This is a genomic window from Lentzea xinjiangensis (assembly GCF_900110955.1).
In the GTDB taxonomy this organism is placed as follows: Bacteria; Actinomycetota; Actinomycetes; order Mycobacteriales; family Pseudonocardiaceae; genus Lentzea; species Lentzea xinjiangensis.
Map to the genome: position 1 here is coordinate 35,098 of NZ_FOFR01000006.1, position 23,847 is coordinate 58,944.

General features: G+C 71.6%; 24 protein-coding genes. 10 read left to right on the forward strand and 14 right to left on the reverse strand.

All coding sequences use genetic code 11. From position 1 onward, the window contains the following. The first annotated feature begins 41 nt into the window (after positions 1 to 41). Together BMW88_RS15360 and BMW88_RS15365 are read left to right on the forward strand one after the other, a co-directional pair. On the forward strand, positions 42 to 785 hold the full coding sequence (locus tag BMW88_RS15360) for a DUF4397 domain-containing protein (protein ID WP_143116089.1): 744 nt from the start codon (positions 42 to 44) through the stop codon (positions 783 to 785). Continuing rightward, positions 785 to 1,309 carry a class F sortase gene (locus BMW88_RS15365; RefSeq protein WP_089951396.1) on the forward strand — a complete coding sequence of 175 codons (525 nt, stop codon included), beginning with the start codon at positions 785 to 787 and terminating at the stop codon, positions 1,307 to 1,309. Before BMW88_RS15360 ends, BMW88_RS15365 begins: the two co-directional genes overlap by 1 nt. Here BMW88_RS15365 and BMW88_RS15370 read toward each other — a convergent pair. The 7 genes from BMW88_RS15370 to BMW88_RS15400 form a co-directional block, all read right to left on the reverse strand. Beyond that, positions 1,281 to 1,904: an ABC transporter ATP-binding protein gene (locus BMW88_RS15370; RefSeq protein WP_089951646.1), complete on the reverse strand. Its 624-nt coding sequence runs from the start codon at positions 1,902 to 1,904 to the stop codon at positions 1,281 to 1,283. The genes BMW88_RS15365 and BMW88_RS15370 overlap by 29 nt on opposite strands. Next, positions 1,898 to 2,800, reverse strand: coding sequence for an ABC transporter ATP-binding protein (locus BMW88_RS15375; protein ID WP_218148071.1), 903 nt, complete (start codon positions 2,798 to 2,800; stop codon positions 1,898 to 1,900). The genes BMW88_RS15370 and BMW88_RS15375 overlap by 7 nt, the downstream gene beginning before the upstream one ends. Next, positions 2,794 to 3,678, reverse strand: a complete 885-nt coding sequence (locus BMW88_RS15380) for an ABC transporter permease (RefSeq protein WP_089951398.1) — start codon at positions 3,676 to 3,678, stop codon at positions 2,794 to 2,796. The genes BMW88_RS15375 and BMW88_RS15380 overlap by 7 nt, the downstream gene beginning before the upstream one ends. Positions 3,679 to 4,043: 365 nt before the next feature. Further along, positions 4,044 to 5,018: an ABC transporter permease gene (locus BMW88_RS42775; protein WP_218148072.1), complete on the reverse strand. Its 975-nt coding sequence runs from the start codon at positions 5,016 to 5,018 to the stop codon at positions 4,044 to 4,046. Then, positions 5,015 to 6,586 carry an ABC transporter substrate-binding protein gene (locus BMW88_RS42780; RefSeq protein WP_218148073.1) on the reverse strand — a complete coding sequence of 524 codons (1,572 nt, stop codon included), beginning with the start codon at positions 6,584 to 6,586 and terminating at the stop codon, positions 5,015 to 5,017. Before BMW88_RS42780 ends, BMW88_RS42775 begins: the two co-directional genes overlap by 4 nt. Positions 6,587 to 6,889: 303 nt before the next feature. Next, positions 6,890 to 8,623, reverse strand: coding sequence for a dihydroxy-acid dehydratase (locus tag BMW88_RS15395; protein WP_218148074.1), 1,734 nt, complete (start codon positions 8,621 to 8,623; stop codon positions 6,890 to 6,892). A 46-nt stretch (positions 8,624 to 8,669) separates the two neighbouring features. Further along, positions 8,670 to 9,065, reverse strand: a complete 396-nt coding sequence (locus BMW88_RS15400; RefSeq protein WP_089951400.1) for a helix-turn-helix domain-containing protein — start codon at positions 9,063 to 9,065, stop codon at positions 8,670 to 8,672. A gap of 102 nt (positions 9,066 to 9,167) precedes the next feature. Between BMW88_RS15400 and BMW88_RS15405 the strand changes: the two genes are divergently transcribed. From BMW88_RS15405 to BMW88_RS15425, 5 genes are all read left to right on the forward strand, one after another. Further along, positions 9,168 to 10,442, forward strand: a complete 1,275-nt coding sequence (locus tag BMW88_RS15405) for a hemolysin family protein (protein ID WP_089951649.1) — start codon at positions 9,168 to 9,170, stop codon at positions 10,440 to 10,442. After that, on the forward strand, positions 10,439 to 11,470 hold the full coding sequence (locus BMW88_RS15410) for a hemolysin family protein (protein WP_089951401.1): 1,032 nt from the start codon (positions 10,439 to 10,441) through the stop codon (positions 11,468 to 11,470). The genes BMW88_RS15405 and BMW88_RS15410 overlap by 4 nt, the downstream gene beginning before the upstream one ends. Positions 11,471 to 11,500: 30 nt before the next feature. Next, positions 11,501 to 12,442, forward strand: coding sequence for a sporulation protein (locus BMW88_RS15415; protein ID WP_089951402.1), 942 nt, complete (start codon positions 11,501 to 11,503; stop codon positions 12,440 to 12,442). Positions 12,443 to 12,486: 44 nt separating this feature from the next. Next, positions 12,487 to 13,224 carry a TerC family protein gene (locus BMW88_RS15420; protein ID WP_245777845.1) on the forward strand — a complete coding sequence of 246 codons (738 nt, stop codon included), beginning with the start codon at positions 12,487 to 12,489 and terminating at the stop codon, positions 13,222 to 13,224. Positions 13,225 to 13,312: 88 nt separating this feature from the next. After that, positions 13,313 to 13,657, forward strand: coding sequence for a DUF6292 family protein (locus BMW88_RS15425; RefSeq protein WP_089951404.1), 345 nt, complete (start codon positions 13,313 to 13,315; stop codon positions 13,655 to 13,657). A 161-nt stretch (positions 13,658 to 13,818) separates the two neighbouring features. Here BMW88_RS15425 and BMW88_RS15430 read toward each other — a convergent pair whose 3' ends face one another. Both BMW88_RS15430 and BMW88_RS15435 read right to left on the reverse strand, forming a co-directional pair. Then, on the reverse strand, positions 13,819 to 15,975 hold the full coding sequence (locus tag BMW88_RS15430; protein WP_089951405.1) for an MMPL family transporter: 2,157 nt from the start codon (positions 15,973 to 15,975) through the stop codon (positions 13,819 to 13,821). Positions 15,976 to 15,980: 5 nt separating this feature from the next. Further along, positions 15,981 to 16,535, reverse strand: a complete 555-nt coding sequence (locus BMW88_RS15435) for a TetR/AcrR family transcriptional regulator (protein ID WP_089951406.1) — start codon at positions 16,533 to 16,535, stop codon at positions 15,981 to 15,983. A gap of 243 nt (positions 16,536 to 16,778) precedes the next feature. Between BMW88_RS15435 and BMW88_RS15440 the strand changes: the two genes are divergently transcribed. After that, positions 16,779 to 17,069, forward strand: coding sequence for a DUF1905 domain-containing protein (locus tag BMW88_RS15440; RefSeq protein ID WP_089951407.1), 291 nt, complete (start codon positions 16,779 to 16,781; stop codon positions 17,067 to 17,069). Here the strand turns inward: BMW88_RS15440 and BMW88_RS15445 are convergent. Both BMW88_RS15445 and BMW88_RS15450 read right to left on the reverse strand, forming a co-directional pair. Beyond that, a complete protein-coding gene (locus BMW88_RS15445) occupies positions 17,066 to 18,199 on the reverse strand; it encodes an endonuclease/exonuclease/phosphatase family protein (protein ID WP_218148075.1) in 1,134 nt (377 codons plus the stop codon). The two genes, BMW88_RS15440 and BMW88_RS15445, sit on opposite strands and share 4 nt — an antisense overlap. A gap of 101 nt (positions 18,200 to 18,300) precedes the next feature. Continuing rightward, positions 18,301 to 20,265, reverse strand: coding sequence for an MDR family MFS transporter (locus tag BMW88_RS15450; RefSeq protein ID WP_089951651.1), 1,965 nt, complete (start codon positions 20,263 to 20,265; stop codon positions 18,301 to 18,303). 109 nt (positions 20,266 to 20,374) lie between these two features. Between BMW88_RS15450 and BMW88_RS15455 the strand changes: the two genes are divergently transcribed. Then, positions 20,375 to 20,704 carry a putative quinol monooxygenase gene (locus tag BMW88_RS15455; protein ID WP_089951408.1) on the forward strand — a complete coding sequence of 110 codons (330 nt, stop codon included), beginning with the start codon at positions 20,375 to 20,377 and terminating at the stop codon, positions 20,702 to 20,704. Between the two features lie 200 nt (positions 20,705 to 20,904). On the opposite strand, the gene BMW88_RS40960 is transcribed toward BMW88_RS15455, so the two are convergent. Continuing rightward, positions 20,905 to 21,321 carry a hypothetical protein gene (locus BMW88_RS40960; RefSeq protein WP_143116091.1) on the reverse strand — a complete coding sequence of 139 codons (417 nt, stop codon included), beginning with the start codon at positions 21,319 to 21,321 and terminating at the stop codon, positions 20,905 to 20,907. 95 nt (positions 21,322 to 21,416) lie between these two features. Here BMW88_RS40960 and BMW88_RS15465 point away from each other — a divergent pair, with 95 nt between their 5' ends. After that, positions 21,417 to 21,791, forward strand: a complete 375-nt coding sequence (locus BMW88_RS15465; RefSeq protein WP_089951409.1) for a YciI family protein — start codon at positions 21,417 to 21,419, stop codon at positions 21,789 to 21,791. Here BMW88_RS15465 and BMW88_RS41880 read toward each other — a convergent pair. Both BMW88_RS41880 and BMW88_RS15475 read right to left on the reverse strand, forming a co-directional pair. Beyond that, positions 21,776 to 22,306 (reverse strand): cupredoxin domain-containing protein, encoded by a 531-nt coding sequence (locus BMW88_RS41880; RefSeq protein ID WP_177221122.1) that lies wholly within the window; start codon positions 22,304 to 22,306, stop codon positions 21,776 to 21,778. The two genes, BMW88_RS15465 and BMW88_RS41880, sit on opposite strands and share 16 nt — an antisense overlap. Further along, on the reverse strand, positions 22,296 to 23,828 hold the full coding sequence (locus BMW88_RS15475) for an FAD-dependent monooxygenase (RefSeq protein ID WP_089951410.1): 1,533 nt from the start codon (positions 23,826 to 23,828) through the stop codon (positions 22,296 to 22,298). The genes BMW88_RS41880 and BMW88_RS15475 overlap by 11 nt, the downstream gene beginning before the upstream one ends. Positions 23,829 to 23,847: the final 19 nt, after the last annotated feature.

The window sequence follows — 23,847 nt, forward strand, 5'->3', positions numbered from 1 at the left end:
AGCCGCGTTATCGTTGTCACGTCCGCTGAGGGGAGGTCCGCGTGCGAGTGCTCGCTGTCGTGCTGTTGTTGTTGCTCTCGGCCGCGCCCGCGCAGGCCGCGACGGGCACGTACCTGCGCCTTGGCCACTTCTCGATGGACCAGGCCCGTGTCGACGCCACCCTCGACGGCGTCCGGCTCGGCACCCTCGACTACGCCGAGCTCCACGACTACCGGCGGGTCGAGGCGGGGGAGCACGTCGTCGAGCTCCGCGCGGCCGGCGCCGATCCCGGCAGCCCGGTGCTGCGGTCCGTGCTCGTGCAGGCCGGAGCGGGCAAGGCGTACACGGTCGTCGACGTCGCCGCCTCGATGAAGGTGCTGGAGGACGACGTCAGCCTGCCCCCGAACGGGCAGGCGCGGCTGCGGGTGGTCAACGCGGGTGACGCCGAGATGGACCTCCTGCGCGGCAGTGTCTTCGTGCACCGCAACGTGCAGGCGAACTCCACGACCGGGTACGTCGTGATGCTGCCCGGCTCGGACGCGCTGCAGGTGCTCCCGCGCGGCAAGGAGGCCACCAGGCTGGAGGCGGAGCTCGAACCGGGCGCCGTCTACTCGCTGCTGGTCAGCGCGCGGCGGATCGAGCTGCGCACCGACGCCAAGGGCGCCGAGGTCGTGCCGGGCGGCGGGCAGGAGACCGGGTTCGGCGGCATGGCGGGCGGCTGGGACTGGCTCACCGCGCTGGTCATCGCGCTCATCGTGGGCATCGCGATGTACTCGGCGCGCGGCAGGCTCTTCCGGTTCGGCTGATGAGCAAGGGCAAGCTCGTGATGGCCGCGGCGGTGCTGGTCACGTTGATCTACGTCGTCAAGGGGCCCGGCGCGGACGAGGCGCCGGAGCCGGTGACCGTGCGGATCCCGTCGATCGGTGTCGAGACCTCGCTCGAGGCCCTGGAGGTGGACTCCGCCGGGGTGCTGGAGCCGCCGACGCGCGCCGAGCAGGCCGGCTGGTACGCCAAGGGGATCGCGCCGGGGGACGCCGGGCCCGCGGTGATCGCGGGGCACGTCGACTCGAAGACCGGGCCGGGCGTGTTCTACCGGCTGCCGGAGCTGCGGCCCGGTGCCGAGGTGCAGGTGGAGCGCGAGGACGGCAGCACGCTCACGTTCGTCGTGAACAGCACGTACTCGACGGAGAAGACCGCGTTCCCCACCGCCGCCGTCTACGCTCCGACGCCGTTGTCCGAGCTGCGGCTGGTGACGTGCGGCGGCGAGTTCGACCGGGTCGCGGGCAGCTACCGCGACAACGTCATCGTGGAGGCGGTGCTGAAAGCCTGACCGTCTCGTCGGCCCAGCGGTCCAGCAGCGTGGCGTCGTGCGAGATCGCGAGCACTCCCGCGTTCGTGCGGGCCTGGTAGGCGCGGATCACGCCGACGAGCGCGGCCGTCGTGGAGGCGTCGAGCATCGTCGTCATCTCGTCGCAGATCAGGTAGCGCGGGTTCAGCGCGAGGGCCCTGGCGAGGCAGGCGCGTTGCAGCTGGCCGTCGCTCACCTCGTGCGGCCGCCGGTCGAGCAGGTCCCCGGTGAGCATGACCAGGTCGGCCAGCTCGCCGACCTCCTGGTGCCCCAGCGGTTCGGCGATGGCCTGCCGCAGCGTGAAGCGCGGGTCGACGGACAATCGCGGCTGCTGGAACAGCACGCCGATCCTGGTGCGCTGGGCCGCCTTGAACCGGAACCCGGTGACCGTCTCGCCGTCGATCTCCACCGTGCCGGAGAAGGGCTTGTGCAGCAACGCGAGCACGCGCGCCAGGGTGGACTTGCCGGAGCCGCTCGGCCCGGCGAGCCCGACGGTCCGTCCCGGCCGGACGGTCAGGCTGACCCCGCTGATCACCGCGCTCCGGTAGCCCGCGGTGATGTCGGTGCCGGTCAGCACGGGCGGTGGCACGCGACGGCGTGCGGGTCGTCGGTGAGCACGGGGCGGTCCTCGCAGATCGCGGTGGCCCGGGAGCAGCGCGGGGCGAACGCGCAGCCGTCCGGCAGGTCGGTCAGCAGGGGCGGCTGGCCGGGGATGGGCAGGAACTCCCGTTCCGGCAACGCGTTGGCGAGACCACGGCTGTACGGGTGCCGCGCGCTGTCCAGCACCTCGTGCGCCGGGCCGACCTCCACGATCCGCCCCGCGTACATCACCGCGATCCGGTCGGCGATCCGGTGCGCCGCCGCGAGGTCGTGGGTGATCAGCAGGACGGCGTGCCCGTCGTCGACCAGCCGGCGGAACTCGTCGAGCAGCCCGTCGACGAGGTCGCGGTCGAGGCCGGTGGTCGGTTCGTCGGCGATCAGCAGCCACGGGTCGCCGACGAGGGCCAGCGCGTTCGCGACGCGCTGTGCCATGCCGCCGGACAGCTCGTGCGGGTAGCGGTCGAGGTGCTCGGGTTCGAGCCCCGCCCGCTCGGCCGCCTTCGCCGCGTCGCCGCCGAGGACGCGGGCGGCTTCGGCGAGCTGCGACCGCGCCGTGCGGACCGGGGTGAGGTGACTGGCCGGGCTCTGCGGGACGAGCCCGATCTGCCGGCCCCTGATGGTGGTCGCCAGCTCGTGGTCCGTGGCCTCCAACAGCTCGACGTCGCCGAGCCGGGCGCTGCCCGAGGTCTCCGCGTTGCCCGGCAGGAACCCGAGCAGCGCACTGGCCAGCACGGTCTTGCCGCACCCGCTCTCGCCGACCAGCGCGACGCACTCGCCGGGCCGGATCCGCAACGACACGTCGTTCACGGCCTCGACGGTCGCGCCCTTGAGCGCGAACCGCACCGAGACCCGGTCGATCTCCAGGTTCACCACGTCAGCTCCGTGCGCCGCTTGGGGTTCAGCCGGTCCCGCCACACGCCGCTCACGCCGGACACCGCGAGCGTCGTGACGATGAGCAGCAGACCCGGCGCCAGCGACATCCACCAGCCGCCGGTGAGCAGCGACCGCTGGGCGTCGTTGATCATGTTGCCGATGCTGGCCGCGTGCGGCGGCAGTCCCAGCCCGAGGAAGGACAACGCCGTCTCGTGCCACACCGCGTGCGGCACCATCAGCGTCGTCGCGAGCAGGATCTGCGGGGCGACGTTGGGCAGCAGGTGCCGGACGAGGACCTGCGCCCTGGACGCGCCACCGACGATCGCCGCGTCGATGAACGGCCTCGTCCTGAGCGACAGCACCTCCGACCGCACGATGCGGGCGGCGGTGAGCCAGTGCGTCAGCGCGATCGAGATGACGACCGCCGTCAGGCTCGGCCGCAGGACCGCGACGATCACGATGCCCAGCAACAGGTGCGGAACGGACGCGACCGCGTCGACCAGCCGCATGAGCACCCGGTCGAACCAGCCGCCGACCGACCCCGCGAGCGCGCCGACCGCCGTGCCGACGACCGCCGAGATCACCGCGGCGACGACACCGACGGTCAGCGAGACGCGCAGGGCGTAGACGCAGCGCAGCAGGACGTCGCGGCCGAGCTCGTCGGTGCCGAAGAGGTGCTCGGCGGACGGGGCCCGGTTGGCGACGGCCAGGTCGACGTACTGCTCGTTGAGGTCGACGACCAGCGGCACGACCACGACGGCCAGGGCCACGAGCGCGAGGACGGTCGCGGAGGGGAGCAGGCGCCACTTCGGCGATCGGGACGGGCCGGCCGCGGTGAGGCGGCTGTGCGGGGCGGGGCGCCAGGTCAGGTCAGCCATGGAGCGCCTTCTCGTCGGCGGGCGGGAGGGGTGGTCGCGTGGGGGTGGAGAGTGCAGGCGAGCCCGGCGGTGCCGTGTGGCGGTGGGCGCCTGGCGGGTCAGTCGGCGCGGACCGGTCGTGGAGGTGCGGCATGCCGGTCGTGGTCGCGCGGGAGAGGAGAGTGCGGCAGGTCCTCTGGCCGGTGAGAGCGGGGACCCTTGCGGGAACGCGGCTTCGGCGGGGCGAGGTGCCCGTGGCGCGGCGCGAGCCCGGCGGTGCCGTGTGGTGGTGGGCACCTGACGGGTCGGTCGGCGCGGGGCGGTCGCGGAGAGGCGGCACGCCCGTCGTGGTCACGCGGGTGAGCGGCGCGCCGTGCCGGGTGAGGTCAGCCATCGAGCGCCACCCTCGGGTCCGCGAGCGCGTACAGGACGTCGGCCAGCAGGTTGCCCACCAGCACCACGGCGGTCGCCATCACCGTGAGCGCGCCGAGGAGGGCGAAGTCGACGTTCAGCGCCGCCTCCACGGTCGCCCGCGCGATGCCCGGCCACGAGAACACCGTCTCCACCAGCAAGGCGCCGGTGATGAGCTCAGGGAGCCGGGCGCCCAGCAGCGTGAGGAACGGCAGCAGCGAGGTGCGCAGGGCGTGCCCGGAGACCACCAGGTGGTCCGGCAGGCCGCGGGCCCGCGCGCCGATCACGTGGTCCTCGGTGAAGGACTCCAGCAGGTTCTGCCGCACGAACAGCACGAACCACGGCGCCTGCGAGATCGCCAGCACCGCCACGGGCAGCACCATGTGCGCGGCCACGCCGCCGGCGGACACCGGTTCGGAGCCCGTCGTCACCCCACCGCCGGGCAGCCACCGCAGTTGCAGCGCGAACACGTACAGCACCGCGAGGCCCACCCAGAAGACCGGCGCCGCCTCCAGCGCGTAGCAGCCGCCGGTGATCAGCCGGTCGAGCCACGAACCCTGCCGCCAGGCCGCGAACGTGCCCAGCAGCAGGCCGAGCAGCAACGCCAGCGTGAAGCCGACGGACACGAGCAGCACCGTCCACCCCAGGCGGTCGCCGATCACGGAGGCCACGGGCTGTTGCAACGACAGCGAGTCGCCGAGGTCTCCCGTCACCGCGTGCCGCAGCCAGGCCCAGTACTGGGCGACCACCGGTTCGTCGACGCCCCAGTTCTCGCGGAGCTGGGCCACGCGTTCCGGGGAGGCGCCGATGATCCGGACGCCGAAGTAGCGCTCGACCGGGTCGAACGGGGAGGCCTTGGCCAGCACGAAGAGGGCGAAGCTGACCACGAGCAGCACCGGGACGGCGAAGGCCAGGCGCCGCAGGGCCAGCCGGCCGATGGACCGGATCACGGCTTGGGGGTCCAGCGCTCGAGGTTCCACCACACCGCGTTCACGAGGCCGTGGTCGTGCGGCTCGACCTGGGTCTCCTGGCCGTTCCACTTGTCGCGCAGCACGTAGGTGTGGTCGAGGAACACCAGGAACGCCCAGCCGGGGTCGTTGACGTAGGCGCGCTGGAAGTCCTGGTAGGCCTGCTTGCGCACGCCGGGGTCGAGGCTGCGGCGGCCGGTGTCGAGTGCGGTGTCCACAGTGGAGTTCCGGTACAGCGTCATGTTCACGTAGCCCTGCTGGCCCGCGTAACGCGAGTGCAGCAGCGTGTAGGCCGCGGTGTCCGGGTCGTAGGGTTCGCCGCCACCCCAGACCGAGGCGGCCTCGCCGCGGCGCTGCAGCATGACCTCGAACGTCGTCGCCTCGACCGGGGCGTCGATGCCGAGCTTCGCGATGTCCGAGGCCGCGGCCAGCGCGAGCTCCTTGCGCAGCACGTCCGGCGCGGGGTAGAGGACCGGCAGCCGGGCCGGCTGGCCGTCGCGGGCGCGCTTGCCGTCGGCGCCCTTGCGCCATCCCGCCTCGTCGAGCAGCCGCGCGGCTTCCGCGGTGTCGAACGCGAACGTGGCGCTCGGGTCGTACCAGTCCTTCAGGTGCGGCGAGATCGGCGTGGCGGCGGGCTTGCCGGAACCGGCCAGCACGGCGTCGATCATGGCCTGGCGGTTGATGCCGAGGTTGATCGCGCGGCGCACCCGCGGGTCGGACGTGAACGGCAGCTCGGACGGGATGCCGAGCCCGCGGTAGTCGGCGGACGGGTTCTGGACCAGCCGGTAGCCGGACTTCGAGACGTAGGAGCGGGCGAGCTTGGGCGGCAGCACCGTGCCGTCGAACTCGCCGGCGGCCATGCGCGTCGCGCGGGCGTTGTCGTCCGGTACGAAGACCACGGTCACGGTCTTGATCGCGGGCGCCCCGCCCCAGTACTTCTCGTTGGCCTTCAGCACGAGCCGGTCGCCCTTGCGCCACTCGGCGACGGTGTACGGACCGGTGCCGATCGGAGCGGTGTTGAACGGCGCGCTGTTGACGTCCACGCCGGCGAACTTCGCGGCCGGCACGATGCCGAGCGTGAGCTGCTGGGGGAACGGGGCGTAGGCGTGGGACAGCGTGAACTCGACGGTGCCGGTGTCGACGGCCACGACGTCGGTCACCGCGTCGAACCGCGTGGCGATCGTCGAGTTCACCTTCTTGTCCAGCACGGACTTGTAGGTGAACACGACGTCCTGCGCGGTCAGCGGCGTGCCGTCGGAGAACGTGATGTCCTTGCGCAGCTTGGCCGTCCAGGTCAGGCCGTCCGCCGAGGCGGTCGGCAACCCGTCGGCCAGCGCGGGCTTCAGCGCCAGCGACGCGTCCCGCGAGACCAGTCCGTCGAAGATCTTCGCGGCCCCGTCCGGTGCGTAACCGAGCACCGGGTTGAGGTTCTCGGGCTCACTGCCCGCGCCGATCACGATGGAGGTCGCCGATCCGGTCGTCGATCCGTCCGGTGACGAGCACGCCGCCACCAGCACGACGGTCAGCAGCGCGCAAACCGCTCGGCGCATCCAGTTCCTCCCCAGGTTTCCGAGTTGCCGGATGCAGCTAACAGCAATGAAGTTGCAATAAGCAAGTCTTGGCATTTGTGCGCACAGCCCGGAGACGTGCCAGCATCCAAAGCATGACCAACGGATCGCACTCACACGAGCACAGCCACGGCGACACATCTCACACGCATCCGCACGGTTCACACACGCACGATCACGTCGAGCACGAGCACACCCACACGCACGACGGCGAAACGCACTCGCACACCCACGTGCACGATTCCGACCAGCTCGACGAACACGAGCACTCGCACTCGTAACCGGTCAGTGCGACTCGCGGGCGACCTCGCTGCCGCTGGAGCCGACGAGGAAGTCCAGATCGGCTCCGGTGTCGGCGCCCAGCACGTGGTCGACGTAGAGGCGCTCCCAGCCCCTCGAAGGTGACGCGAAGGCCGACGTCATCGCGGCGCTCGGGGTGCGGGACAGGAGGTCCGGCGCCTCCACGTCGAGGCGCCGGTTCGCCACGTCGAGCACGATGACGTCGCCGGTGCGCACCAGTCCGAGCGGCCCGCCCGCCGCGGCCTCCGGCGCCACGTGCAGCACGACGGTGCCGTACGCCGTGCCGCTCATGCGGCCGTCGCAGATCCGGACCATGTCGCGCACACCCCGCTCCAGCAGCTTCTTGGGCAACGGCATGTTCGACACCTCGGGCATGCCGGGGTAGCCGCGCGGCCCGCAACCGCGCAGCACCAGCACGGAGTCCGCGTCGACGTCGAGGTCCGGGTCGTCGACGCGGGCGTGGAAGTCCTCGATGCTGTCGAACACCACGGCCCTGCCCCTGTGCTGCAACAGGTGCGGGGACGCGGCGGCCGGCTTGACCAGTGCGCCCGCCGGCGCGAGGTTGCCGCGCAGCACCGCGATCCCGCCCTCGGTGATGATCGGGTCGGCTCTGCCGCGGATCACCTCGGGATCCCAGATCGGCGCGTCGCCGAGGTGGTCGACGAGCGGCCGCCCGGTGACGGTGAGGCCGGTCGGGTCGAGCAGGTCGCGGACTTCCCGCAGCACGGCCGGCAGCCCGCCCGCGCGGTGGAAGTCCTCCATCAGGAACCGGCCGGCGGGCTGGAGGTCCACCAGCAGCGGCACGCCCGAGCCGATCCGGTCGAAGTCGTCGAGGGTCAGCTCCACGCCCAGGCGGCCGGCGATGGCGAGCAGGTGCACGACGGCGTTCGTGGAGCCGCCGATCGCGGCCAGCGCGACGATCGCGTTGTGGAAGCTCGCCTTCGTCAGGAACGTGCTGGGGCGCCGGTCCCGCTCGACCAGCTCGACCACCAGCCGGCCGGTGTCGTGGGAGGCCTCCAGCAGCCTGCTGTCCGGCGCGGGAGTGCCCGCGACGCCGGGAACGACGGTACCCAGCGCCTCCGCGACCAGCGCCATCGTCGACGCCGTGCCCATGGTGTTGCAGTGCCCGCGGCTGCGGATCATCGCCGACTCGGAGCGGATGAACTGCTCCTGCGACAACGTGCCCGCGCGCACCTCTTCGGACAGCCGCCACACGTCCGTGCCGCAGCCGAGCGGGACGCCGCGGAACGTGCCGGTCAGCATCGGCCCACCCGGCACCACGACCGCCGGGATGTCGACGGACGCGGCCGCCATCAGCAGGGCGGGGATCGTCTTGTCGCAGCCGCCGAGCAGCACCACGCCGTCGACCGGGTTGGCGCGCAGCATCTCCTCGGCTGCCATGGCGGCCATGTTGCGCCACAGCATCGCGGTGGGGCGGACGTTGGTCTCGCCCAGCGACACCACCGGCAGGTTCAGCGGAATCCCGCCGGCCTCGCGCACGCCGTTGGCGACCGCGCCGGCGACCTCGTCCAGGTGCGCGTTGCACGGGGTGAGGTCGGAGGCGGAGTTGGCGATGGCGATCTGCGGTCTGGTGAAGGCGTCGGACGGGCCGCCGCGGCGCATCCAGGCGCGGTGGATGTAGGCGTTGCGGTCCTCACCGGCGTACCACTGCTCGCTGCGTAGTCCCACGGACGCCTCCTCGCGGTCAGGCACGACCATAACGGCGTTGATCCGCGGATTTCGAGGGCCGGGCGCACCAGGGTGGCTAGAGCGGCAGGTCCGGCGGCAGTTGCAGGGCGATGGTGATCAGCGAGTGGACGCGGTTCGCGATCACGCTCAGCAGGCCGTGCACCTCCGGCGACGCGCTGTCGCAGGCCTCCTGGAGCGTGCGCAGGTCGGTGTCGATCTGGCCGAGCACCGCCGCCGTGTCGGCGGGCCCGGCGGCGAACGCCCGCGCGATGTCCTCCAGCGGCAGGCCGTGGACCTCCAGCCGTTGCACGAGGTGGATGCGGTCCACGTCGCCCGCCCGGTACAGGCGGTAGTTGCCCGCGGTCCGCTGGGCGGGGCTGATCAGGCCCAGCGTCGTGTAGTAGTCGACCGTGCGGATGCTGACGCCGGCGCGGGCGGCGAGCTCGCCGATCTTCAGAAGCGATTCGGACACATCGGCCACCTCCCACCCGGAACCATACAGTGCTACGTGCTACTGTTGGAGTATGCCTGATGAAGCCGGCGTAGACGGCTGTAGTACGTGGCCGGGTGCGACTTGTTGATCGCGTCCGGCTTGCTCGCCATCGTGGTGCTCACCGCCGCCACGGGCTATTTCGTCGCTCAGGAGTTCGCGTACATGGCGGTCGACCGCGGCCGCCTGCGGCAGCTGGCCGAGAGCGGCTCCCGCTCCGCCGAGCGCGCCTACCGCGTGACCCGGAAGCTCTCCTTCATGCTCTCCGGCGCCCAGTTCGGCATCACCGTCACCGCGCTGCTCGCCGGGTACGTCGCGGAACCGTTGCTGGGCAACGGCCTCGTCGCGGTGCTCGGCCTGCCCGCGTCGCTCGCGGTGCCGCTGTCGATGGCCGTGGCGCTCGTGTTCGCGACCGTCGTGCAGATGGTGCTCGGCGAGCTGCTGCCCAAGAACCTCGCCATCGCGCGGCCCGAGCGGCTCGCTCTCGCGCTGAGCTCCTCGACGCTCGTCTACCTCAAGGTCGCGGGTCCGGTGATCCGGTTGTTCGACGCCGCCGCGAACCGGTTGCTGCGCGCGCTCGGCATCGAGCCGGTCGAGGAGCTGCCGCAGGGCGCGACACCGGAGGACCTCAAGCAGATCGTGGAGGAAGCGGGGGAGCGGGGGCACCTCGACCCCGAGCTCACGCGCCTGCTCGAACACGGCATCGGCTTCCGCGAGCTCATCGCCGAGCAGGCGATGACGCCACGCGTGAACGTCCACACCGTGCGCTCCGACGAGCCCGCTGCCAGGGTGGTGTCGTTGCTCGACACCGGGAACTCGCGGTTCCCGGTCGTCGGTGACGACCTCGACGACCTGCGCGGCGTCGTCGGGCTCGCCGAGGTCCTGACGCTGACGCCGCCGCAGCGGTCCTCCACCCCGATCGGGGAGATCGCCTCACCCGCCCTGGTCGTGCCCGGCACCCTGCCGCTGCCCGCCGTGCTGGAGAGGCTGCGCGCCGAACGCCGCCAGCTCGCCTGCGTGGTCGACGAGTTCGGCGGGTTCGCCGGCGTGATCTCGCTGGAGGACCTGGCGGAGGAGCTGGTCGGCGAGATCCACGACGAGGACGACGTCGTCGAGGACATGATCGAGAAGGTCGGCGAGGACTGGCGCGTGCCCGGCAGGATGCGCCTCGACGAGGTCGAGGACGCCACCGGCGTGGAGCTGCCGGTCGACGACGCCTACGACACCGTGTCGGGCCTCGTGCTGCACCAGCTGGGGAGGATCGCCGAGCCCGGCGACGAGATCGAGATGGACGGCGTGCGGCTCGTGGTCACCGCGGTCGCGCGCAACGTGCCGGACACGGTGGTGCTGTCCCGATGAGCATCGTGATCTCCCTGGTGCTGCTCGCGTTGAACGGGTTCTTCGTCGCCGCCGAGTTCGCGTTGATCGCGGCCAAGCGGCACCGCCTGGAACAGGCCGCCGAGACGTCCAAGGCGGCGCGCGCCGCCCTGGCGGGTGTCCGCGAGCTGTCGCTGATGCTCGCGGGCGCCCAGCTCGGCATCACGCTGTGCACGCTCGGACTCGGCGCGCTGGCCAAGCCGGCCGTCGCGGACCTGCTGGAACCGGTGCTGCGGCGCACCGGCCTGCCGGACGCCGCCGCCTACGGCGTGGCGTTCGCGATCAGCCTGCTGCTGGTCGTGTTCCTGCACATGGTCGTGGGCGAGATGGCGCCGAAGTCGTGGGCCATCGCGAACCCCGAGCGGTCCGCACTGGTCCTCGCGCTGCCGTTCCGCGCCTTCGCCCGCTCGGTCCGCTGGCTCCTCAGCGGGCTGAACTCGCTGACGAACGGCCTGCTGCGCCTGCTGAAGGTGCAGCCGCAGGACGAGCTGGCGCAGGCGCACCGGCCGGACGACCTGCGGATGCTGCTGCGCCAGTCCGCCGAGCACGGCCTGATCCCCGAGGCGCAGCAACGGCTGCTGACCAGGATGCTGCAGGTCCAGCGCACCACCGTGCGCGAGGTGATGGTGCCGATCGAGGAGACCTCGACCGTCACCGAGGACACCACCGCGCGCGAGGTAGAGCGGCGCAGCCTCCGGTGTGGACGGTCGCGCTTCCCCGTCACCGGACCGCGCGGCGGCTACGTCGGCCTGGTGCACATCCGCGAGGCCATGCGCGCCACGGCGCGCGGTGAGGACCCGGTCGCGCGCGAGCTCATGGGACCGGTGCTGGCGCTGCCCGCGTCGATGCCGGTGGCCAGGGCCGTGACCGAGATGCGGAGCTCCCGCGCGCAGCTCGCGCTGGTCGAGGACGGCGGTGTCGTGGGCATCGCCGCGCTGGAAGACCTCCTCGAAGAACTGATCGGTGACTTCGAGGACGAAACCGACACCCGTCCGGTCGGCGCACGCTGACCGGTGGTTTCCCAGGAGAGGAAACAACACATGTTCAAGCGGATGCTCAGCGCCCTCGGCGTCGGCGCCCCGTCGGTCGACACCGTGCTGGACTCGCCGCACGTCGCGCCCGGACAGCTCGTCACCGGCCAGGTGCGGATCCAGGGCGGCAGTGCGGACGCCGAGATCGGCCAGGTCGTGCTGTCGCTCGTCACCCGCGTCGAGGTCGAGCGCGGTGACCACGAGTTCGCCGGCGTGTCCGAGTTCCTGCGGGTCGTGGTGCAGCAGGGCGTGCGGGTTCCGGCGGGCCAGCTCGTGTCGATCCCGTTCCAGCTCCCGATCCCGTGGGAGACCCCGATCACCGCGGTCGGCGGCGGCCAGCTACCGGGCATGACCGTCGGTGTGCGGACGGAGCTCGTGATCGCGGGCGCGCCGGACAAGGGCGACCTCGACCCGGTGCTGGTCCACCCGCTGCCCTCGCAGGACGCGGTGCTGAACGCGTTCGGGCAGCTCGGCTTCTCCTTCCGCAGCGCGGACGTCGAGGCGGGCCGGCTGCACGGCGTGCCGCAGGAGCTCGGCTTCTACCAGGAGATCGAGTTCTTCCCGCCCGCCCAGTTCGCGGGCAGGGTGCGGGAGGTGGAGCTGACGTTCGTGGCCACCCCGCACGAGCTGTTCGTCATCCTGGAGGCAGACAAGCGCGGCGGGATGTTCTCGGCGGGCGGCGACGCGTTCGGCCACTTCCGGCTCTCGCACCAGGAGGCGCAGGCAGCCGATTGGGCGACGTCCATCAACGGATGGCTGGCCCAGGTGGCGGAGCGCGGCGGAGCCATGTACGGCTACGACCAGCACGGCCACCACGGTGGCCACCACGGCCGCGGCATGGGCATGGGCACGGTCGTCGCGGCCGGCGCCGCGGGTGTCGTCGGCGGCATGGTGGTCGGCGAGATGATGGACGACGCTTTCGAGGACTTCGGCGACTTCGGCGGCGAGTAGCCGTCGCCGGGCCCACGACCTGAAGGGAACCGCCGGTGGAGTGGATGACGAGCCCCGAGCTCTGGGTGGCGTTCGCCACCCTGTTGCTGCTCGAGATCGTCCTCGGCATCGACAACGTCGTGTTCATCTCGATCCTGGCCGGACGCCTGCCGGAGGAGCAGCGGCGCCGGGCCCAGGTCGTGGGCCTGTCGCTCGCCCTGGTCACCCGCCTGCTGCTGCTCGCCTCGCTGGCGTGGGTGATCGGGCTGACGGCACCGCTGTTCTCGCTGTGGGGGCACGAGATCTCCGGCCGTGACCTGATCCTCGTGCTGGGCGGGTTGTTCCTGCTGGGCAAGGCGACCTTCGAGATCCACGAGCAGCTCGAGGGCGCGGAGCACGGCCAGAAGCGCAAGGTCGTCTCGTTCGCCGGCGTGATCGCCCAGATCCTGGTGCTGGACGTCGTCTTCTCGCTCGACTCGGTGATCACCGCGGTCGGCATGGTCGACGAGCTGAGCATCATGGTCGCGGCGGTCGTCGTGGCGATGGTGGTCATGCTGTTCTCCGCGAAGGCCATCTCGGAGTTCGTGAACCGCCACCCCACGGTGAAGATGCTCGCGCTGTCGTTCCTGCTGCTGATCGGTGGCAGCCTGGTCGCGGAGGGCTTCGACCAGCACATCCCGAAGGGGTACGTGTACGGGCCGATCGCGTTCTCGGTGTTCGTCGAGTTCCTCAACCTGAGGATGCGGGCGCGGCGACGTGAACCGGTCCAGTTGCACCCGACCTACGTCAAGAACGACGACTGAGGTTCAGGCTCCGGAGAACGGGGTACCCGCGCTGTGCGTCAAGCAGTCGGCGCTGCTACCCCGTTGAACGGAGGGCGGTGACGCCGTGATGGCGCTGGAGCTCGATTACGCACTGAGAGTCACCCGGGAACTCGGCCTGAGCGGCGAGTCGTCGTGCGTGGACCGGGAGAAACCGCTGCGGGTCTACATCGCGGTGGACGGAACGCTGCCCGGTCATCCCGATCGCGATGTCGCGCTGCTGTGGACCAAGAGCCACGGCTGGGCGATCGCCGTCGAGGAGCACGGCGGCGCCGATCTGACCGTCGTGGCCCACATGGGCGGTGCGGTGGAGCCGCCGCCGCGCACGGTGGCGCGGTGGGCGCGGCGCATGCTGGCGCAGAGCACCCGGCCGGCGACGGTGCACCCGGCCGCGCACAGCGGGCACGTCGCCTGACCGGACGGGTGCACGACCGCTCGGGTCGCCGATCTCGTCGCTGAACGACGCCGAGGCCGGACACCTGCTGGTTGCGGTCGCGCCGTAGAACGTGTCGTACGACCAAGCCCGTCATGCCCGCGATCCGATCGCGGGCATGACGGGCCAGTGGGCGGAACCGGTTACACGGTCACCGGTTCCGGCTTCTTCTCCTTCTCCGCCAGCTCGTCGAGCGCCGTGCCCTCGACGTCGAGCTCGGGCAGCCAGCGCAGCCACCTCGGCAGCCACCAGGCGCGCTCACCGAGCAGGGCCAGCGCGGCGGGCACGAGCACCATGCGGACGACGAACGCGTCCACGAAGATGCCCACGGCCAGGGCGAACGCGATCGACTTCACGGTCGGCTCGCCGGCGGGGACGAAGCCCGCGAACACCGAGAACATGATCAGCGCCGCGGCCACGACGACCGGGGCCGCCTGGCGGAAGCCCGTCGTGATGGACTCGATCGGCTTGGCGCCGCGGTGGTGCGCCTCGTGCATCCGCGACACCAGGAAGATCTGGTAGTCCATGGCGAGGCCGAACAGGATGCCGATCACCAGGATCGGCGTGAGGCTGATCAGCGGGCCGGTGCCGTCGAGGTTGACCGCGCCGGCGAGCCAGCCCCACTGGAACACCGCCACCGTGGCGCCGAGCGACGAGCCGATGGTCAGCAGGAAGCCGAGCACGCCCACCAGCGGCACCAGCAGCGAGCGGAACACCAGCACCAGCAGCACGAGCGCCAGTCCGACGACGACGGCGAGGTAGATGGGCAGCGCCCGGTCGAGCGACGTCGCCACGTCCACGCTCACCGCGGTGGCGCCGGTGACGTAGGCCTTGCCACCCTCCAGACCGGACAGTTCGGAGCGCAGGCCGGCGACGAGCTGCTCGGTGGCGACGGTGTCCGGGCCGGACTTCGGGATGACGGTGAGCATCGCGGCCTTGCCGTCGCGGCTCGGCTGCGCGGGGGCCACCAGCGCGACGTCGGACAGCTTGGCGATCGGCTCGGCGGCCTTTGTGGCCGTCGCGGCGGCGCCCTCGCCCTCGACCAGCACGATGATCGGGCCGTTGAAGCCCTCACCGAAGCCCTGCGCGAGGATCTGGTCGGCGCGTTCCTGCGTCGAGCCGGCCGGCGGCCGCTGGACCAGCGTGGTGTCCATGGACGCCACCGGGATCGAGACGATGCCCAGCGCCACGACCGAGAGCAGCAGCGCGACGACGCGGTTGCGGGTGACGCCGCCCGCCCAGCCGCCGATGATGCCGCGGTCCGCGGGCTGGAAGCCCTCCTGCGAGCGCTCCTTGCGGGTCAGCACACGGCGGCCGAGCACGGCCAGCACCGCGGGCACCAGCGTGATGGCGATCAGCACCGACACGACGATCGTGGCGGCGGCCGAGACACCCATCTGCGTCAGGAACGGGATGCCCGCGATCGCGAGACCCGCCAGCGCGATCACGACGGTGAGACCGGCGGTGACGACGGCGGAACCGGCGGTGCCGACCGCGGTCGCGACGGCGTGGCCGACATCGGAACCCAGCCGCAGCTCCTGGCGGTAGCGGTTGATGATGAACAACGCGTAGTCGATGCCGACCGCGAGCCCCAGCATCGAGGCGAGGATCGGCGTGGTCGACTGCAGGTCCATGAACCCGGTCGCGATGGTGATGCCGAGGACGCCGATGCCGACGCCGATGCCGGCCGTCAGCAGGTTCATGCCCGCGGTCACCAGCGAGCCGTAGGTGAGCGCGAGGACGACGAGCGCCAGCACGACACCGATGGCCTCGGTCGGCCCGCCGACGTGCGGCGTCTCCTGCATGGCGGTGCCGGTGAGCTCGACGGTGAGCCCCGCCGCCCGTGCCTTGTCGGCGGCCTTGGTCAGCTCGGCCCGCTGCTCCGCGGTGACCTCACCGGGCTTCACGTCGAAGGTGACGGTGCTGTAGCCGACGTTCACGTCGCGGTTGACGCTGGGCGCCGCCGGGTCGAGCGGGTTGGTCGCCGACCGCACGCCGCTGACCGCGGTCTCGTCGGCCACCAGGTCGGTGATCGCCTTGACGTGCTGCGGCAGCTTCTGCCCTTCGGGCGCCTTGACGACGACCCGGGCCGACGCGCTCTGCCCGGAACCGAACTGCTGCTCGATGCGCTCGAGCGCGGTGGTCGACTCCTGGCCGGGGATGGACATCGCGTTGGACGTCTCGCCGCCGAGCGTGAAGGCGCCGACACCGGAGCCGACCAGCACGAGCAGCCAGATCAGGACGACCGGGAGGCGGTGGCGGTGCACTCGCTTCCCCAGTCTGTAAAGCAGTTTCGCCATGGTGGTCAGGCCTCCCGGTGCCCGAGTGCGTCATAACAGGTAGCGAGGATCAAGGGGCGCCACGTCGTCTTGTCGCCGCCCTCCTGGTTGGCCAGGAGGGTCAGCACGGCCATGGCGCTCAACGCGCCGACGATCCGGATCGCGCGCGGCAGTTCCGCCTGGGGGTCGATCACGAACATCTCGTTGAGCAGCAGCTCGTCCTGGGCCTGCTGCGGGTCCTCATCCGGCGCCGTCATCGACCGGAACAGCAGCGAGACCATCCCCGGGCGGTCCAGCGCGTAGTCGGTGAGCAGCTCGAGCGACCGCCGTTCCCGCGCGGGCCCGGCCGGCATCGGCGAGACCAGCTCGACGACGTGCCGGCAGAGGACGCGGCTCTGCTCCCACGCTGCTTCGAAGAGGGCTTCCTTGCTGGGGAAGTGGTGCAGCAGACCGGCTTTGGACAGGCCGACAGCGTCCGCGAGCGACTTCAACGAGGTCTGCTCGAAGCCGTGCCGGGCGAAGAGCGCGGCGGCGGCGTCGAGGATCCTCTCGTCGACCTCGGCCTTGTGCTGTCGTGGCATGGTCCCGAGATTACGGTGTTTACCGACCGATCCGGTAGGTAAACCGACCGAATCGGTCGGTGGCCTTCGTCACTCCAAAGAGGGAGTGATCGACATCGAACGGGCTCGCTGGACACACTGAGTGACGAAATGGACCGGTCAGAACCCCGCCAGTGGGATGGAGAGGGGTGGCGCGACTGACGGGCTTTCCCGGTGGTGAGGCGCCCTGGTTCGGTCGCGAGGACTCCGGAGGACAATGGGACGATGTTCGTCTTCGACGCGGAGCTGTGGCTCTGGGACGCCCGCCGCATGGACACGTGGACCTTCGTGACGCTGCCCGAGGACGTCTCGGACCAGATCCGCGAGATCGCCGTCCCCGGCACGGGCTTCGGTGCGGTGAAGGTGCGGGCCGGTGTGGGTGCGAGCACCTGGTCGACGTCGGTGTTCCCCGACAAGCAGTCCGGGTGCTACGTGCTGCCGATCAAGGCCGCCGTGCGCAAGAAGAACGACTTGGCACCGGGAGATGTCATCGAGGTGACCGTCGAGGTGGTCTAGGCGCTCCAGTCGATGTCGGCGTAGATGGCGGCGTGGTCGCTGGCCGCGTGGACCTCGCTGGTCATCGTCTCGTAGACGTCCCAACGGTTCTTGGTCCGCGGGCCGCGCCACACGCCCTTGCGGAAGATGCCGCCCCCGGTGGCCTTGGCGAAGAGCTCCGGGGTGAGCAGGACGTAGTCGATCTTGCCGTTCTCGTTCACGCCGCGGTACGTGCCGAAGCGGTGGTTCCAGTCGAAGTTCTCGTGCTCGCTGATGTCGCGCAGGCCGGTGCGCTGGAACAGCGGGCGCAGCGCCTCGCTGTCCGCGGTGTCGTTGAGGTCGCCGACGACGGCGATGTGCTCGTGGCCCTCGTCGCGCAGCCGGTTCACGATGCGGGCGATGCGAACGGCCTGGCGGAACCGGCGGCGGGCACCGATCGGGTCGCCGGGAGTGCCGTAGCCCTTGGACTTCAGGTGGTTCACGAGCACGACCACCTCCGGACCCGCCGGCGTGCGGACGTGGTACTCGGCGCAGTCCCTGGAGAAGATCACGCCCGAGTTGTCCCTGGCGTACACGTGGGTCCTGATGGTGATGACCTCGTGCGCGTCGCGGGTCAGCAGACCCACGTTGATGCCGCGCTCGTCGTTGCCGTCGATGAGGTGGACCTCCTCGTACGGGGTCCAGCCGACGTGCTTGAGCATGCTGGCGGAGAACACGTGCAGCAGCTCGCGCGACTCGGCCTCGACCACGCCGAGGACGTGCGCGCCGACGTCGCGCATCACCTGGGCGGTGTGCCGCGTCGCGAGCTCGCTGATGGGCTCGGTGGTGAGTTCCACCCAGCCGACCCACGACTCCCGGCCGCCGGCCACGACGGACGTCTCGCCGGTGCGGTGCCGCGCCAGGAACCGGCCGCGGATGCGCCGCAGGACCGCGTACTTGCTCCGGTCACTCCTGAGCAGCTCGAGCGTCGCCAGGTGTTCTTTCAGCTCTTGCTTGACTTCGGGCCCGTAGGTGTCGGCGGCGATGAGCTCGTTGAAGCGGGCGTGGGCGGCCAGTACCGGGGCCGCGTGCCTGGAGGCGTTGCGGCCCATCACTTTGGGGCGCTCGAACATGTTCTCCACGTTGAACGACCCGATCCGCGTGGTGCTCACGGTTTCAGGGTCGCATGTGGAGGCACGCGGGCACCCTGGGCTGGTCGGGTGGTCTTTCGTTGCGCCGCAGGGGTTCGTGGCCACTGTGGACGGCTTGGTGGCTAGACCCGGCTCATCCGGCGGCCGCTCTCGATCAGCTCGTCGGTGAACGAGTCGAGCGCGCGGGCGAAGTCGCGCTGGTCCGGCTCGTGCCAGTCCTGCAACTGCTCGAGCAGCCAGCGCCGCCACGCCCCGACGAGCTGGGTGAACACCTCCGCGCCCCGGTCGGTGAACCGGTAGCCCCGGTCGTGCGGCACCAGGTGTCCCGACCGCACCAGCGCACGGGCGGTCGGTTCGAAGATGCCGCCGGGCACCTCGGTCATCGCGCCGATCTCGGCGAGGGTCGCCACCCCGTCGTCGATCGACGCCCGGTACACCCGGCCGAGCAGCCACGCCTGTTCCAGCGGGAGGTCCCCGCCCGAGCGCCGGAGCACGGCGGGTCCGGGGTCGACCCCGGACCTCGCGGCCACGGTGGACACGAGCTTGCGCAGCTCGTCGTAGGAGCTCGACGGCGGCGCGGCGAAGCTCTCGCCCACACCGCTGTTGCCGGCCGCCGCGGCCCGTGCCGTGTCGCGGAGCTGGACCTGCGGCAGGAAGAGCGCGACGGCGAGCGCGACGAGCCCGATCGGGGCCGCGGTCAGGAACATCGTCTGCACGGTCTCGGCGTAGCCGGCGGCGATCGGCGCCCTCACCGCCTCGGGCAGGGCGTGGACCGCGGCCGGGCTCGCGACGGCGCGCGGGTCGATGCCCGGCGGCACCTCGACGTGGGCCGGCAGCCGGTTCGCGTAGATCCTGCCGAAGATCGCGACGCCGAACGAGCTGCCGATCGTGCGCAGGAAGCTGATGCCCGACGTGGCGACGCCGAGGTCGGTGTAGCTCGTGGTGCTCTGCACGACGATCACCGGCACCTGCATCACCAGGCCGATGCCCGCGCCGAGCACCACCATGAACGCGCCCATGACCCAGTAGCTCGTGCCGGCGTCCAGGCGGGACAGCAGGAACAGGCCCGCCGCGAGCCCGGCTGACCCGGCGAGCGGGAACGCGCGGTACCTGCCGGTGCGGCTGATGACGGTGCCGGTGAGCAGCGCCGTGGCCATGAGGCCCGCGATCAGCGGCAGCATCCACAGCCCCGACGAAGTGGCCGACTCGCCCCGCACGTACTGCATGTAGATCGGCAGGTAGGTGATGCCGCCGAGCATCGCGAACCCGACGACGAAGCTCAGGATCCCCGACACCGTGAACACGCGGCTGCGGAACAACCTCATGGGCAGCATCGGCTCGGCCGCGCGCTGCTCGACGAACACGAACGCGACGAGCAGGACGACCGAGACCGCCGCCATCCACAGGATCGTCGGCGAGGTCCACGCGTACTCGGTGCCGCCCCAGCTCGTGACGAGCGTCAGCCCGGTGGCCGCGAGCGCGATCAGCGCGATGCCCGCGTAGTCGATCGCCGGCCGGGCGCCGGTCCTCGTGGCCGGCAGGGCAGCCAGTGCCACGAGGACGACGGCGATGCCGAGCGGGATGTTGACGTAGAAGGCCCACCGCCAGCTCAGGTGGTCGACGAACAGCCCGCCGAGCAACGGCCCGGCCACCGTCGCGATGCCGAACACCGCGCCCGCGAAGCCCTGGAACTTGCCGCGTTCCCTGAGCGGCACGACGTCCGCGATGATCGCCGTCGAGGTGACCATCAGCCCGCCCGCGCCGAGGCCCTGCACCGCGCGGAACGCGATGAGCACGCCCATCGACTCCGACCAGCCGGCGAAGAACGAGCCGACCAGGAACAGCGCGACGCTGACCACGAACGCCTTCTTGCGCCCGTAGAGGTCGCCGAACTTGCCGATCAGCACCGTCATGATCGTCTCGGCGAGCAGGTACGACGTCACCACCCACGACAGGTGCGCGCCGCCACCGAGGTCTGCCACCATCGTGGGCAGTGCGGTCGACACGATGGTCTGGTCGAGGGCGGCCAGCAGCATCGCGAGCAGGACGGCCGCGACGACGAGGTTGCGCCGACGGGTGTCGATCATCTCGGGCACCGGGCGATGATCGCGCGGGTGGCGCGACCCCGCAGGCCGAGGTCGTCACCCGACCGTGGACAGGACCGGGGCCGGCCCGGAACGACCGGAGGAGACCGCCTTGATCTTCATCACCGTCAAGTTCCGCGTTCTGCCCGAGCACGCCGACGCCTGGCCGGAGCTCACCCGCGCCTTCACCGAGGCGACGCGCGCCGAGCCCGGCTGCCTGTGGTTCGACTGGTCGCGCAGCCTCGACGACGCGAACGAGTACGTGCTGGTCGAGGCGTTCCGGGACGACGCGGGCGCCGCGCACGTGCAGTCGGAGCACTTCAGGACCGCGCAGCGGGAGCTGCCGCGCTACCTCGCGGAGACGCCGCGGATCGTCAACGCGGTGCTGGAGCAGGACGACTGGTCGCGGTTGGGGGAGATGGAGGTCGCGCCGCGCGGGTGAGGCCGACCCGGATCCGTTGGCGCGGGGCGGTCTCCCGCCGAGGATGGCGCGGACTCGGTCGTCGACCAGTGGCAGCGCTGCTGGGACCACCCCAACCTGGACGCGGTGGGGTGCGGCGGCATGCCGTCGCTGGGGACCTCCAAGTTGTCGCTAACGATGGCACGGCCGACCACCTCGTGCGCGCCAGGTGACCGGTGCCGCTACGCCGGGTGCGGCCGCCGGCGGTCCCGCTGGGTGAGCAGGATCGCGGCCGCGACCGCGACGATCACGAACCCGTTCGCGAACGCCCACAGGACGGCGTGGTCGTGGACGACCTCACGGGTGACGGCCGGGTCGCGGAACACCGGGTTGACCTGCGTGATCAGCAGGACCTTCGTCACGAGCGCGACCGCGAGGCAGCCGAGCGCCGTGAGCGGTGCGCGGGTGACGACCGCCAGCACCACGCTGAGCGGTGCCCACGGCAGGTAGTAGAAGACCGGGCTGCCCGCCTCGAACGCGCCCACGACCGAGCCCGGCCGCGGATCCGCCAGCACCTGCGGGTTCCACACGACCTGCTCGTAGAGGTTGCCGAACAGCCACATGCTCAGCAGCGGGACGACGAGCCGCGAAAGTCTCATCGGCCCATCATGGCGAAGATGTCGAAAGCTCCGGACGCTGATCGACGCACGGGTGGCAGCGGCCGAACGCTGCCGGCCGACAACGAGGAGAGATCATGCGGTTCCTGTTGATGCACCGGGTCCTGGCCGACGACGAGGCCTCGTGGGAGCCCAACGCCGAGCTCGTCGAGCGGATGAACGCGTTCATCGAGAAGACGAGCGCTGACGGCGTCCTGCTCGGCGCCGAGGGCGTGCTCAGGACGGGGGCGACGGTGCGCAGGCGCGGCGCGGTGATCAGGTCGACCGACGGGCCGTTCGCCGAGGCCAAGGAGGTCGTCGGCGGGTTCGTGCTGATCAACGCGACTGACCTCGCGGAGGCCACCGCGGTCGCGGAGGAGTACGTCACCTGCTTCGCCGGCGTCGAGGAGGTGTCGATCGAGGTTCGCCAGGTCGCCGAGGCGGAGGACCTGGAGCCCTACCTGGCCGAGTAGCGCAGGCCGACGACGAACCACTCGCCGTCCAACGCGCACGGCCCGCCCGGATGCGCCCGCACGTCCTCGGCGTCCAGCGCCACGAGGACGTGCGGCCCTTCCAGGTCCACGACGGCATCGGCGACGGTGCGCACGCTGACGTCGGCGGGCGAGACCTCCCGCGGCTCCGGCAGGTTCTCCCCGAGGTCCTTCAGCTCGACGAGCCGGTTGCGGTAGCGGGACGTCCCGGTGTTGGTCAGCCGGTGCACCGGCGACACCGACCGGAGGACGTGGCCGCCGCGGTGCTCGGAAACCAGCCGCGGCGCGCTGCCGTCGAGCCAGTCCATCCGGCCTTGCGAGCCCTCGATGCTCAGCACCACGTACGGGTTGTGGTGCAGGTGCCAGGGGTGGGTCTCGCCCGGTTCGAGCGCCACCTCCCACACGCGCACGAGCGGGTCGTCGTGGAGCACCCGCTGGCCGACGTCCACCAGCACGACCTCCGCACCGGACGGCGACAGCACGACGTCACCCCGCAAGGCGCACCTCCCTCAGGTAGCGGTCCCGGACGTGCCGCCAGGAGTCGGCGGTCCACGGTTCGACGTGGGCGATGTGCGCGTCCGGCCGCAGCAGGACGGCGACGTCCCCGAGGCGGTCGCGCACGGTCGACCCGGGGTCGAAGTAGGCGCGGGACCGCAGGCCCGAGTCGTGCGGCGCGTCCCACCGGCTCACCACGACCTGCCGCAGACCGGCGGGCCCGTCAGCGGGGAGGTGCGGCCGGCGGCGCGCGTCGGTGAGGTGCAGCGCCACGAACGAGTCGCGGCAGAGCTCGTGCAGGTGCACCGGGCCGCGCGGGCCGAAGACGCGCAGGTCGGGAACGCGGTCACCCACCTGTGGCGCGCCCGTGCGCGTCCGCGGCGGGCCGGAGCCCAGCCGCACCCCGAGCAACGTGCGGGTCATCGCGTCGCTCCACCCGGCGACCGGCTCCAGCCGCCGGTCCATCACCGCGCGGGCGGCCTCCGCCATCGCCGCCGAACCGTGGACCGCCACCGGTTTCTGCTCGTCCTCGTAGCCCTCCAGCAACTCCTCCGAGGCCCACCCGCGGCGGACCCACGCGAGCCGCCACGGCAGGTTGGACGCGTCGAGCACGCCCGTGTTCAGCCCCAGCGCCCACATCGGGGTGATCAGGTGCGCCGCGTCGCCCAGCAGGAACACCCGCCCGCGCCGCCACGACGACGCCACCCGGTGGTGCACGGTGTAGACGTTGCTGCCGAGCACCTCCGGTTCGACCGCGTCGCCGATGAAGCGGCGCGCCTTGTCGCGCAGCTCGCCGGGGGTCGGGGCGGCCCGGCCCGGCGGGAGGGGGAACACGAACCGCCAGCAGTGCGGCTGCCGCACGAGCACCACCCACTCCTCGCGGTCCCCGAAGTAGGCGAGGTACGGGTAGTCGCGCGGGTGTTCGACGTCGAGGTCGCAGACCAGGTCGACGAGCGCGTACCGCTGCCCGAGCGTGTGCCCGCTGACCGGCACGCCCAGCCGTTCGCGCACGGTGGAGCGGCCGCCGTCGCAGCCCAGCACGTGAGCGGCCGCGAACTCGGTCATCCCCTCCGGAGTGGACAGCCGCAGCGTCACGCCGTCCGGGTGCTGCGTGAAGTCCACCAGCCGGTGCCGCATGCGCAAGGCGTCCGGAGCGCGGTCCCGCAGGACCGCCGCCAGCACCGGCTCCAGCTCGTGCTGCGGAACGTTGACGACGAACGGGAACCGCGTCTCCCCGGCCAGCGCCGAGGTCAGCACGCTCCCGGCCGACGCCCCGGTCGCCCGGTCGAGCTGGCCGATCTCGTCGAGGCGCAGCGACGCCTCCAGCACGGGACCGAGCGCGCCGTACCGGTCGAGGACCTCCAGCGTGCGGGTCAGGACCGTGCCCGCCCTGGTCTCGCTCGACAGGGCCGCACCCGCTTCGAACACGACGACGGGCACGCCGTGCGAGACCAGTCCCAGCGCGGTGATCAAGCCGATCGGGCCGGCGCCGATGACCGCCACCGGCAGATTGGTCGTGTTCATCCGTCCTCCCCGGCCTCTA